The 11,925-nt window shown below is 72.6% G+C and carries 8 protein-coding genes; 7 read left to right on the plus strand and 1 reads right to left on the minus strand.

Annotated elements, in window-relative coordinates; translation table 11 throughout:
* The first annotated feature begins 59 nt into the window (after positions 1-59).
* The 3 genes from ACZ4VI_RS17655 to ACZ4VI_RS17665 are packed head-to-tail and all read left to right on the plus strand — an operon-like array spanning position 60 to position 3,152.
* The gene (locus ACZ4VI_RS17655) at positions 60-1,307 is read left to right on the plus strand and encodes a ubiquitin-like domain-containing protein (RefSeq protein WP_468000109.1); all 1,248 of its coding nucleotides are present in this window, start codon (positions 60-62) and stop codon (positions 1,305-1,307) included.
* Between the two features lie 16 nt (positions 1,308-1,323).
* On the plus strand, positions 1,324-2,196 hold the full coding sequence (rsmA, locus tag ACZ4VI_RS17660; protein ID WP_468000110.1) for a 16S rRNA (adenine(1518)-N(6)/adenine(1519)-N(6))-dimethyltransferase RsmA: 873 nt from the start codon (positions 1,324-1,326) through the stop codon (positions 2,194-2,196).
* Positions 2,193-3,152, plus strand: a complete 960-nt coding sequence (locus ACZ4VI_RS17665) for a 4-(cytidine 5'-diphospho)-2-C-methyl-D-erythritol kinase (protein ID WP_468000111.1) — start codon at positions 2,193-2,195, stop codon at positions 3,150-3,152. The genes rsmA and ACZ4VI_RS17665 overlap by 4 nt, the downstream gene beginning before the upstream one ends.
* Here ACZ4VI_RS17665 and ACZ4VI_RS17670 read toward each other — a convergent pair.
* Complete coding sequence (locus tag ACZ4VI_RS17670; protein WP_468000112.1) at positions 3,149-4,126, minus strand: SMP-30/gluconolactonase/LRE family protein; 978 nt, start codon at positions 4,124-4,126, stop codon at positions 3,149-3,151. The two genes, ACZ4VI_RS17665 and ACZ4VI_RS17670, sit on opposite strands and share 4 nt — an antisense overlap.
* Before the next feature lie 229 nt (positions 4,127-4,355).
* Between ACZ4VI_RS17670 and ACZ4VI_RS17675 the strand changes: the two genes are divergently transcribed.
* From ACZ4VI_RS17675 to ACZ4VI_RS17690, 4 genes are all read left to right on the plus strand, one after another.
* Positions 4,356-5,657, plus strand: a complete 1,302-nt coding sequence (locus ACZ4VI_RS17675; protein ID WP_468000315.1) for an acyltransferase family protein — start codon at positions 4,356-4,358, stop codon at positions 5,655-5,657.
* A gap of 264 nt (positions 5,658-5,921) precedes the next feature.
* Entirely contained in the window at positions 5,922-7,559 is a 1,638-nt protein-coding gene (locus ACZ4VI_RS17680) for a serine/threonine-protein kinase (protein WP_468000317.1), read from the plus strand.
* Positions 7,560-7,758: 199 nt separating this feature from the next.
* Entirely contained in the window at positions 7,759-9,564 is a 1,806-nt protein-coding gene (locus ACZ4VI_RS17685) for an ABC-F family ATP-binding cassette domain-containing protein (protein ID WP_468000113.1), read from the plus strand.
* A gap of 135 nt (positions 9,565-9,699) precedes the next feature.
* Complete coding sequence (locus ACZ4VI_RS17690) at positions 9,700-11,553, plus strand: outer membrane protein assembly factor BamB family protein (RefSeq protein ID WP_468000114.1); 1,854 nt, start codon at positions 9,700-9,702, stop codon at positions 11,551-11,553.
* Positions 11,554-11,925: the final 372 nt, after the last annotated feature.

Genomic DNA, 11,925 nt, shown 5'->3' on the forward strand with positions numbered 1-11,925 from the left:
CGTGTAGTGGTCGGGTCGTTTGGGAGAGTGATCGCGCCCGGGGCTAGGGTCCGGGCCTCGTGAGCACTTCCCAGGGCAGTCACCGCTCCCCGCGGCGCTCAGCGCCCGTGGCCGTGCACGACCAGCCGACCCAGGAGGCGGTACTCCTCCCGCCCCAGGGCTCCCGCGCCGAGGCCCGGCGGGCCGCCCGCCGCCGCAAGGCCAGGACCGGTGCCGGTCAGGGACTGCGGCGCATCGTCCCGCAGGCCCTCGTCGTCGCCTTCCTGGCCGGCGGCACGAGCGCCTTCGTCGCCAGCGACAAGGCGATCCTGCTCTCCGTCGACGGCGTCCCGCGCACCCTGCACACCTTCGCCGACGACGTCGGGGAGCTGCTCGCGGACGAGGGCCTGGCCGTCGGCTCCCACGACATCGTCGCCCCGGCCCCCGGCGCGGACCTGGCCAGCGGCGACGAGGTCGTCGTCCGCTACGGCCGGCCCGTCGCCCTCACCCTCGACGGGCAGCGCCGCCAGGTGTGGACGACGGCCCGCACCGTCGACGGCGCCCTGCGCCAGCTCGGCGTACGGGCCGAGGGCGCGTACCTCTCCGTCTCCCGCACGGCCCCCATCTCCCGCCGCGGCCTCGCCCTCGACGTCCGCACCGAACGGACCGTCACCCTCCTCGCCGACGGCCGCGAGCGGACCCTGCGCACCAACGCCGCCACCGTCCGCGAGGCCGTCGCGGAGGCCGGGATCACCCTCTCCGGCCAGGACACCACCTCCGTACCGCCGGGCTCCTTCCCGCGCGACGGCCAGACGATCACGGTCATGAGGATCACCGGCACCCAGGAGATCCGCGAGGAGCCGATCCCGTTCGCCGTCGAGCGGACCCGCGACCCCGGGCTGTTCGCGGGCACGGAGGTCGTCGAACGGCAGGGCGTCCAGGGCGTGCGCCGCGTCACGTACAGCCTGCGGACCGTCAACGGCGTCCGGCAGAAGCCGAGGAAGACCGGCGAGGAGGTCGTCCGGGAGCCGGTCACCCAGAAGGTGAAGGTCGGGACCAAGCCGCTGCCCTTGTCCGTGGGGGGCGCGGACGGACTCGACTGGGGCGCGCTCGCCGCCTGCGAGTCCGGCGGCCGGCCGAACGCGGTCGACCCCTCGGGGACGTACGGCGGGCTCTACCAGTTCGACCCCGGCACCTGGCGCTCGCTCGGCGGCAGCGGGGTCGCCCAGAACGCGTCCGCCTCGGAGCAGACGTACCGGGCGAAGAAGCTCTTCGTGCAGCGCGGCGCGAGCCCGTGGCCGCACTGCGGCCGAAGGCTGTACCGGTGAGCCGTAGGCTGTACCGGTGAGCACCACCACCGGCCCCGAAGGCCCCGACGCCCTCCTCGGCCCCGCCGACATCCGTGAACTGGCAGCAGCCCTTGGCGTGCGCCCCACGAAGCAGAAGGGCCAGAACTTCGTCATCGACGCCAACACGGTCAGGCGGATCGTCCGCACGGCCGGGGTGCGCCCCGACGACGTGGTCGTGGAGGTGGGCCCCGGGCTCGGCTCGCTGACCCTGGCGCTGCTCGAGGCGGCGGACCGGGTGACGGCCGTCGAGATCGACGACGTCCTCGCGGGCGCGCTGCCGGCGACCATCGCGGCCCGTCTGCCGGCGAAGAAGGACCGGTTCGCGCTGGTCCACTCCGATGCGATGGACGTCCAGGAGCTGCCGGGCCCGCCGCCCACGGCGCTGGTCGCGAACCTCCCGTACAACGTGGCGGTCCCGGTGCTTCTCCACATGCTGGACCGCTTCCCGACGATCGAGCGGACGCTCGTCATGGTCCAGGCGGAGGTCGCGGACCGGCTGGCGGCCAAGCCCGGCAACAAGGTGTACGGCGTGCCGTCGGTGAAGGCGAACTGGTACGCCGAGGTGAAGCGGGCGGGCGCGATCGGCCGCAACGTCTTCTGGCCGGCGCCGAACGTCGACTCGGGTCTGGTGTCGCTGGTCCGCCGTACGGAGCCGGTCGCGACGACCGCCTCGAAGGCGGAGGTGTTCGCGGTCGTCGACGCGGCCTTCGCCCAGCGCCGCAAGACCCTGCGCGCCGCCCTCGCCGGCTGGGCGGGCTCACCCGCGGCGGCGGAGGAGGCCCTGGTGAAGGCGGGCATCTCGCCCCAGGCCCGGGGCGAGGCCCTGACGGTGGAGGAGTTCGCGAGGATCGCGGAGGCGAAGGCGTGAGCGGTACGGGGACGGAGCGGGGCGCGGGTACGGGCCGAGGTGCGCACGCGGGTGCTGCGCGGAGTGTCACCGTGCGGGTGCCCGCCAAGGTGAACGTGCAGCTTGCGGTCGGTGGGGCGCGGGCCGACGGGTTTCACGACCTGGCGAACGTCTTCCTCGCCGTCTCCCTGTACGACGAGGTGACGGCGACGCCCGCCACCCACCTGACCATCACCTGCGAGGGCCCCGACGCCGACAAGGTCCCCCTCGACCGCACCAACCTGGCCGCGCGCGCCGCGGAGCTGCTCGCCGCCCGGCACGGGATCTCCCCGGACGTCCTCCTCCACATCGCCAAGGACATCCCGGTCGCCGGCGGCATGGCGGGCGGCAGCGCCGACGGCGCGGGCGCGCTGCTCGCGTGCGACGCGCTCTGGGGCCTGAACTCCTCGCGCGCCGAACTCCTGGAGATCTGCGCGGAGCTCGGCAGCGACGTGCCGTTCAGCCTGGTCGGCGGCGCGGCGCTCGGCGTCGGGCGTGGCGAGCGGCTGACGGAGCTTCCGGTGGGCGGCACCTTCCACTGGGTGTTCGCGGTCGCCGACGGCGGACTTTCGACCCCGGCGGTGTACGGCGAGTTCGACCGGCTCACCGAGGGCGTCACCGTCCCCGAGCCGGTCGCCTCACCGGACCTCCTGGAGGCCCTGCGCACCGGCGACGCGACCGGCCTGGCCGGAGCCCTTGCCAACGACCTCCAGCCGGCCGCCGTCTCCCTGCGTCCGGCCCTGACCGCCACCCTGGAGGCGGGTACGGCGGCCGGCGCGCTGGCCGCCCTGGTCTCGGGCTCGGGCCCGACGACGGCGTTCCTGGTGAAGGACGCGGAGTCGGCAGATGCGGTCGCGGCCGCCCTGATCGCCTCCGGCACCTGCCGCACGGCCCGTGCGGCCACGTCCCCGGCGCCGGGCGCGACGGTCCTCGGTTAGTCCTTGCCCTTGTTGAGGCGGGCGAGGAGCAGGTTCGGGTCCTTCACGGTCTCGAAGTAGGACGCGCTCGGTACGTAGACGGTCTTGCCGTCCACCGCGACGGAGGTCGGGTTGGACAGGCCGTCCTGCGCCGTGAGGACGACCTTGTGGGTGCCGTCGGGGCGTACCAGGGCGAGCTCGTTGCTCGCGATCAGCGCGGCGAGGACCGTGTCGTCGTGCCCGGCGAAGGCGAAGTCGTCGATCCAGGTCAGCCCGGTCGCCCTGGTCTCGATTGCACTGGCGGACTTGTCGGGCTGTACAGGGATGCGCAGCAGGGTCTGCCTGTCGGTGTTGGATACCCACACGGCGCCGTTGTGGACCTTGATGCCGTTGGCGCCGACGCCGAAGCCGGCGGGGGGAGCGAGGGGCTGGAGTTCGGTTCCCGTGGCCCAGGCCGTGGGTGTGCCGCCTGCCTGCGGGACGCTCCACACGGTTCCGCGTACCGAGTCGGCGGCGTAGAGCGTGCCGCATTCCTCGTCGAGAGCGAGGCCGTTGGGGAAGCTGTCGGCAGGGAGCGGGGCGATCTGCTCGGGCGCGCTGCCGTCGGGCTTGATGCGCCAGATGCCGGTCTCGGTCTTTCCGGTGGCGAAGTTGACGTACAGGGTGCCGTCGTGGGCGCGGGCGATGCCCGTGGTGACCGCGGCGCCGACGATGGGGGTGTTCGGGTTCGCCACGGCGGGCAGGGTCGCCAGGATCGTCGTGTCGCCGTTCTTGGTGACGCGGACGACCTGGCGGGCGAAGGACAGGGTCAGGTTCGCGGAGCCGTCGGGTTCGAGGGCGATGTTCTCCGGTGTCTGCCCGAGGGCGAAGTCGAAGTGAGCGACGACGCGCGGGTCCGACACGGTCGGCTCTCCGGCCGACGTCGGGCCTGACACGAGCACGGTGAGCGCGGCGGTGGCCGTGGCGACAGCGGCCAGGCGGGGGAGTCGCGACATGGGGCCTCTCCTCGGGGGGGGGGGGCGGGCGGGCACGAGGCGCCGGGTGCCCGGCACCAGACGAAAGATGACGATGCGTCAGTCCCGGTCGGCGGGAGGCATGGCCGGGAGATCGCCCGCGTGGCCGACGACATGGGGCCAGTCGGCCCGTACTCAGGTGCCGATTGAGTATCCGAGCGCTGACGGTGTTCGGGGCGGCCGCGGGACCGTACCCCCCATGAGAATCAGGGTGGGAATCAGCGCTCGGGAGCTCGCCGCCGCCACCCCCGCGACGCGGGACCGGTACGTCGACCTGTTGCGGGTCGCCTCCCTCGGGGTCGTGGTGCTCGGACACTGGCTGATGGCGGCCGTGGGGGCCGACGGGCAGGTGGGCAATCTGCTCGCCGTCGTACCGGAGCTCCAGGTCGTCACCTGGGCGCTCCAGGTCATGCCGGTGTTCTTCTTCGTGGGCGGCTTCTCGCACGCCCTGGCCCACCGCTCCCGCCCCGCGTACGCCGCGTTCCTGCGGGCCAGGCTCCAGCGGCTGCTGCGGCCGACGATGGTGTTCGTGGGGGTGTGGGGGGCCGCCGCCCTGGTGATCCAGCTCCTGGGGGCGGACGGTGGGCTGACCGGGGTCGCGCTGCGGCTCGTCGCCCAGCCGCTGTGGTTCATCGGGATCTACCTCGCGATGGTGGCGTTCACGCCGCCGCTCCTGAAGCTGCACGAGCGGTGGGGATGGGGCGCGTTCGGCGTGCTCGCCGGCGGGGCGGTCGCCATGGACGTGCTGCGGTTCGCGTTCGACGTGCCCTTCGTCGAGTTCCTGAACTTCGCGTTCGTCTGGCTGGCGGTCCATCAGCTCGGCTTCCTGCGCGCCGACGGCATGATCCGCCTTCCCTCTGTCCTCGCGGGCGCCGGGCTGCTCGCCGCCACCGGGCTCGTCGCCTTCGGGCCGTACCCGCTCTCCATGGTCGGGATGCCCGGTGAGAAGGTCTCGAACATGGCTCCGCCGACGCTGGCCCTGCTCGCGCACGGCCTCTGGCTGGTCGGCGGGGTCGAGCTGCTGAAGGGCCCGGGGGCCCGGTTCGTCGCCCGCGCCGGCGTCTGGCACAAGGTCGTCGCCGCCAACGGGATCGCGATGACCGCGTTCCTGTGGCACCTGACCGCGATGCTCGGCGTGTACGGCACGCTCCTCGCGTTCGACGTGACGCTGCCCGCGCCCGCGACCGGCGCCTGGTGGGCCCAGGTCCCGCTCCGTATCGCCGCCGCGGCCGTCGTCACCGCGCTCCTCGTCGCCGCCTTCCGCCGCTTCGAACGCCCGGCCGCGCCCGCACCGGCCTCCGCGACGGGCAGCCCGGTCGCGGCCCTGGGCATCACCCTGGCGCTCTTCGGCGTCCTGGGCCTGTCCATGGTCGGCTTCGGGGGCCTCCTGGAGGGCCACTCGGCGACGCTGATAGCGGTCGAGATCACTGCCCCGGCGGCGGTGGCGATGGCGATGGCGGGGTGGCTCCTGGTCGAACGGGCGGGCCGTGGGCGGAACGCACGAATTTTCTGACCTCAAGTCAGATATGTTGACAGCAATGGCGGTTGGAAACGTGCCGCGTCCGGTCGGGGTCCGGCCCGCACATGGGATCCCCTGTGCGCCGAGGGGTGGACCGTGCGCACTCGCACATATGCGTACCCCTACTCTGGTGCCCCTCGGATGAATCGTTGTGCGACGGATGGGGTGTGACAGGTGACGGGGGCGAACGGCGCGGAGCTGGTCGGCGAGGTTCTGGGCGGGCGGTACCGCGTGACCGCGACGATCGGGCGCGGAGGCATGGGTGTGGTCGCCCGGGCGGTGGACCAGCTGCTGAACCGCGAGGTCGCCGTCAAGGTGCTGCGGGCCTACACCGACGCCTCCAAGGCAGAGCTGGCCGATCTGCGGGTCCGGATGCAGCGGGAGGCGCAGGCCGCCGCCCGTATCCGGCACAGCGGTGTGGTCACCGTTCACGACGTGGTCGAGGAGCAGGGGCTGCCGGTCATCGTCATGGAGCTGGTCGATGGGCCCTCCCTCGACGACGTGCTGACCGAGCGCGGCCCGCTGGACCCGCGCGAGGCGGCCGCGATCGGCGCCAGTCTGATGGACGCGCTCGACGCGGCGCACCGGGCCGGGGTCCTGCACCGGGACGTCAAGCCGGGGAACGTGCTGCTCGAGCGCGGCGGCCGTGTCGTGCTCACCGACTTCGGCATCGCCAGCATGGAGACCTCCGGCGACGACGCCATGGCCAAGCTGACCCAGAGCGGCCAGATCGTCGGCTCCCTCGACTATCTGCCGCCGGAGCGCGCGCAGGGCCAGGAACCGGGTTCCCCGTCGGACATCTGGTCGCTCGGCATGACGCTGTACGCGGCCGTGGAAGGCGCTTCGCCCTTCCGCCGTACGTCGGTGTGGTCCACGCTGGCGGCGATCGTCGGCGAGGAGCTGCCGGAGCCCCGGCGCGCCGGACCGCTCACCCCCGTGCTGCGGGCGCTGATGGCCAAGGATCCGCAGCAGCGGCCGGACGCCGCCCGGGCGCGCGAGATGCTGGAGGCGGTCGCCGCGGGCGCGACGGCGAACCTCACGCCGACCCCGGCCCCGACCCCTGTGACCCCGCCCGCCGCCTTCGGCCCTGCCGCCGAGCCGTTCCAGCCCATCCCGCAGCCCGCAGGCGCCGCCTACCCGCCGGCCGGCCCGCACGGCATGCAGCCAGGCATGCAGCCCGGCATACCCGCCGCTCGCGGCAGCCGCTCCGAGACCCGTACGGCGATCGTCCGCGCGCGGCGGCGCCGCACCCGCACCATCGTCGCGGCGGCGGTCGCCACCGTGATCGCCGGAGGCGGCGTCGCCTACGCCCTGATGAACACGGGCGGAGACACGGGCGGCGGCGGGGCGAACGGGGCGCTTCCCACGGCGAGCACCCCGGCCGACGGCGACATGTCCGGCACGGGCGGCGCGGCCGACGGCGCGACCTCCCCGGGGGACCTGACGTCCATGGGCCCCGGCGAGACGCAGTCCAGCGCCCCCTCGGAGGGGACGGACAAGAACAAGGACGAGGACAAGGAGCCGGGTCCCACCCCGACGCCCAGCAAGGGCGGTGAGGAGCCGGGCGCGGACCCGTCCACCTCTCCGGTGGCCACAGCCAGCTCCACGGCGAAGGAGCCCGCCCCAGTGTCGACGGCCTGCACCGGCTGGGCCCACTCGAACCGCAGCAACGGCTACGGATACCTGTCCCAGAACTCCCACCTCTACACCGGGCCGTACGCGGAGTGCGGGTGGGTGACCGCGGTCAAGGACGGCGTGAAGATCTACTACCACTGCTACGTCACCAATGCCCATGGCAACAAGTGGATCTACGCCCGTATCGACGGCACGGAGACCGAGGGCTGGGTGTTCGCCGACAAGACCACCGGGGGAAGCGGCACCCTCGCCCGCTGTTAGGGGCTGCTGTTAGGGGCTGCTGTCAGGGGCTGCCGGCGGCTACGGCATCGGGGGCGCGCAGCCGTGGTCAGGTACCGCGCCGCGCCGCCCTCGTCCTCGTCGCCGCGCTCCTGCGAGCCAGCGAACGATCACGCACGGTAGCCCACCGCTCCGGCCGTCTACCCTTGGATGTCGATCGTTCCCCCGTACAGGAGTCAAAGTGGCCGTCAACCTGGTCAATGTCGAGGCTGTCAGCAAGGTGTACGGCACCCGTGCCCTGCTCGACGGTGTCTCGCTCGGCGTCTCCGAAGGGGACCGGATCGGGGTCGTGGGCCGCAACGGCGACGGGAAGACCACCCTCATCCGGATGCTCGCCAAGCTGGAGGAGGCCGACACCGGCCGCGTCACGCACAGTGGCGGGCTGCGGCTCGGGGTGCTCACGCAGCACGACTCGCTCGACCCGGCCGCCACCATCCGGCACGAGGTCATCGGCGTCATGGCCGACCACGAGTGGGCCGGCAGCGCCAAGATCCGCGATGTGCTCACCGGGCTCTTCGGCGGGCTCGACATGCCCGGTTTCGAGAAGGGCCTCGACACGATCATCGGGCCGCTCTCCGGTGGCGAGCGGCGCCGGATCGCGCTCGCGAAGCTCCTCATCGAGGACCAGGACCTGATCGTCCTCGACGAGCCCACCAACCACCTCGACGTCGAGGGCATCGCCTGGCTCGCCAAGCACCTCCAGGAGCGCCGCTCCGCGCTCGTCTGCGTCACCCACGACCGCTGGTTCCTCGACCAGGTCTGCACCCGCATGTGGGACGTGCAGCGCGGTGACGTCCACGAGTACGAGGGCGGCTACTCCGACTACGTCTTCGCCCGCGCCGAGCGCGAGCGCATCGCCGCGACCGAGGAGACCAAGCGGCAGAACCTGATGCGCAAGGAGCTCGCCTGGCTGCGGCGCGGCGCCCCCGCCCGTACCTCCAAGCCCCGCTACCGCATCGAGGCCGCCAACGAGCTGATCGCCGACGTGCCGCCGCCGCGCGACACCTCCGAGCTGATGAAGTTCGCCAACGCCCGCCTCGGCAAGACGGTCTTCGACCTGGAGAACGTCACCGTCACCGCCGGCCCGAAGACGCTGCTCAAGCACCTCACCTGGCAGCTCGGCCCCGGCGACCGCATCGGCCTGGTCGGCGTCAACGGCGCCGGCAAGACCTCCCTCCTGCGGGCGCTGGCCGAGGCCGCCGTCAGCCAGGGCGAGAAGCAGCCCGCCGACGGGAAGATCGTCGTCGGCAAGACCGTACGGCTCGCCTACCTCTCCCAGGACGTCACCGAACTCCCCGGCACGCTGCGGGTCCTGGAGGCCGTCCAGCAGATCCGCGACCGGGTCGACCTCGGCAAGGGCCGGGAGATGACCGCCGGTCAGCTGTGCGAGCAGTTCGGCTTCTCCAAGGAGAAGCAGTGGACGCCGGTCGGCGACCTCTCCGGTGGCGAGCGGCGCCGACTCCAGCTGCTGCGCCTGCTGATGGACGAGCCGAACGTCCTCTTCCTCGACGAGCCCACCAACGACCTGGACATCGAGACCCTGACCCAGCTGGAGGACCTCCTCGACGGCTGGCCGGGCTCCATGGTCGTCATCTCCCACGACCGGTTCTTCCTCGAGCGCACCACCGACCGCACGTTCGCGCTGCTCGGCGACCAGGCGCTGCGGATGCTGCCGCGCGGCATCGACGAGTACCTGGAGCGGCGGCGGAAGATGATCGAGGCGTCGGTCCCTGCCCCGGCCGCCGCGGCCGCGCAGGCGAAGCCGGGCGTCTCCGCGGCCGACGCGCGCGCCGCGAAGAAGGAGCTGCAGAAGGTCGAGCGGCAGCTGGACAAGGTTTCCGAGAAGGAGGCCAAGTTGCACGCCCAGATCGCCGAGAACGCGACCGATTTCGAGAAGGTCGCGAAGCTGGACGCTGAGCTGCGGGAACTTGCCGGGGAGCGCGAGGAGTTGGAGATGCGCTGGCTGGAACTGGCCGAGGACGCGTAGAGAAGCCGTGCAGAACGCGTAACGGCGGCATCACGGGCCGGTCCTCCCTTGGGAACAAGGGGTGGACCGGTCGTTTTTGCGTCATCCCGTGAGTGGTAGAAAGAAAACCCGCTCACACCAAGGGGGAACGCGCTGATGACCCAGCCGCCCAGCAACCAGCCGCCGGGCTTCGGCGCACCGAACCCGGACCCGAACCAGAACCCGGGTCAGAACCCGGGCCAGGCTCCGGCTCACAACCCGGCCGCGGGCCCGCCGCCGATGCCGCCCATGCCGCCGCAGACTCCGCCGGTCCCGCCGCAGGCGCCCCAGGCCCCGCAGACGCCGCCGCCCGCCGCGCCTGGCCCGTACCACCAGGCCCCGCAGCCCGGTTACGGCTACCCGCAGCAGCAGCCAGGCCCGTACGGCCAGCCGCCGCAGCCGGGTTACGGATATCCCCAGCAGCCCGGCCCGTACGGTCAGCAGCAGCCCGGCCCGTACGGTCAGCAGCAGCCGGGTCCGTACGGCGGCGGGTACCCCACCCAGCCCCCCGCGCCCGGCGGCAAGAACCCCTTCAAGGGCAAGCCCGGCGTCATCGTCGCCGCGGCCGTGGCCGCCGCGCTCGTCATCGGCGGCGGCACGTGGTTCGCCCTCAGCGGTGACGGCAAGGACGAGCCCGTCGCCAAGCCGACCGCCACCAGCGGCGCCCCGAAGCCGTCCGAGTCCGTCGACCAGGGCGACGGCAGCGGCGACGGCGAGGGCCGTAACGGCGAGGACGACCTCAACGCCGGCCGCCAGCCCGGCGAGGCGAAGATCAACTGGCTGCTCAAGAACAGTGTCGACCTGCCCCGCAACGGCGCCGACGTCTTCGGGCCGTGGGTCGTCGGCGATGTCGTCGCCAAGGCGATGTACAAGGGCATCGACGGCTACGGCCTCGCCGACGGCGCCGCGAAGTGGCACCTCGACCTGCCCTTCGAGGTGTGCGCCGCCGCCCCCGAGCCCGCCGCCGACGGCACCACCGTCATCGGCGTCAACGACAAGGCGGGCGACCGCGCCGACTGCACCGTCCTCCAGCAGGTCAACCTGAAGACCGGCAAGGCGGGTTGGAAGAAGTCGCTCGACAAGGGCACCGGCTTCAGCTCGTTGTCCGACATCACCCTCGCCATCAGCGGCAACACGGTGACGGCGGCCGGAACCAACAACTCCTGGGGCTTCGCGCTCGCCGACGGCAAGCAGCTCTTCACCAAGCCGGCCGCCGGCAGCTGCCAGCCGTACGCCTTCGCGGGCGGCGCCAAGCTGATCGCGGCCGCCAGCTGTCGCACGAGCGACGTCGACAAGAAGCAGGAGCAGATCAGCGAGGTCGACCCGGCGACCGGCAAGCCGAAGTGGACCTTCAAGCTCCAGCCCAACTGGGAGGTCGACAAGATCTACTCGGTGAACCCGCTCGTCGTCTCCGCCCAGCAGCGCGACGAGAAGAAGTGGTCCGTCTTCGCCGTCACCGCGGACGGCAAGCTCCGCTCGCAGATCCAGGGCGGCAACGACAAGTACGCCCCCGACTGCGGCGGCGGCGCGTTCGTCATCTTCGGCCGCAACCTCCAGGGCTGCCACGGCGTGGCCGCCGACGCCAACACCTTCTACATGGCGACGGACTCGGAGTACCGCCAGGCCAACGCGGTCGTCGCCTTCGACCTGAACACCGGCAAGCAGAAGTGGCGTGCCGCCGCCCCCGCCGAGCGCTCGATCACCCCGCTGCGCATGGAGGGTTCGGAGGTCGTGCTGTACATGAAGGCGATGTACGACAAGGGCGGCGCCGTCGCCACGCTCCCCGCGACCGGCGGCACCCTGAAGATCGTCCAGCAGCACCCGCTGGCGACCGCCGAGATCGAGGACGACTACTACGACCCGGCCTACGTCTACTCCGGCGGAACCTTCGTCGTCGCGGCGGGACGCGTGAGCGCCCAGAACGACGCGGAGGAGAAGGAGACCAAGACGATGATGGCCTTCAGCAAGTGATCCCGGTCCACCACCGATGACCACAACGCTGCAGCCGGGAACGCCTCCGCCGCAGACTCCGAGGAAGCGCCCCACGACCGCCGTGATCACGGCCGTCGTGGCGGCGCTGCTCGTTGTCGGCGGGGTGACCTGGTATGCCCTCGCAGAGCACCACCAGGGCGACCGGGGTGACGCGGGCGGCGCCAAGAACACGGCGTCCACGAGCCCCGGCCGTTCGACACCCTCCGCCACCGGCCCGTCGGGCCCACCCGCGCCGGACACCGCCGCCGGGGGGGGGGGGGGGGGGGGGGGGGGGGGGGGGGGGGGGGGGGGGGGGGGGGGGGGGGGGGGGGGAAACCGAAGAGCGAGTTGTGGGTGTCGTTTCGTTTTTTT

Source organism: Streptomyces sp. NPDC029169 (genome assembly GCF_055563935.1).

Bases quoted from the DNA above. Each gene is read 5' to 3' on its own strand.
- ACZ4VI_RS17690 (WP_468000114.1), top strand. From the start codon at position 9,700: ATGACCCAGCCGCCCAGCAACCAGCCGCCGGGCTTCGGCGCACCGAAC.
- ACZ4VI_RS17670 (WP_468000112.1), bottom strand. From the start codon at position 4,126: ATGTCGCGACTCCCCCGCCTGGCCGCTGTCGCCACGGCCACCGCCGCG.
- ACZ4VI_RS17680 (WP_468000317.1), top strand. From the start codon at position 5,922: ATGGGTGTGGTCGCCCGGGCGGTGGACCAGCTGCTGAACCGCGAGGTC.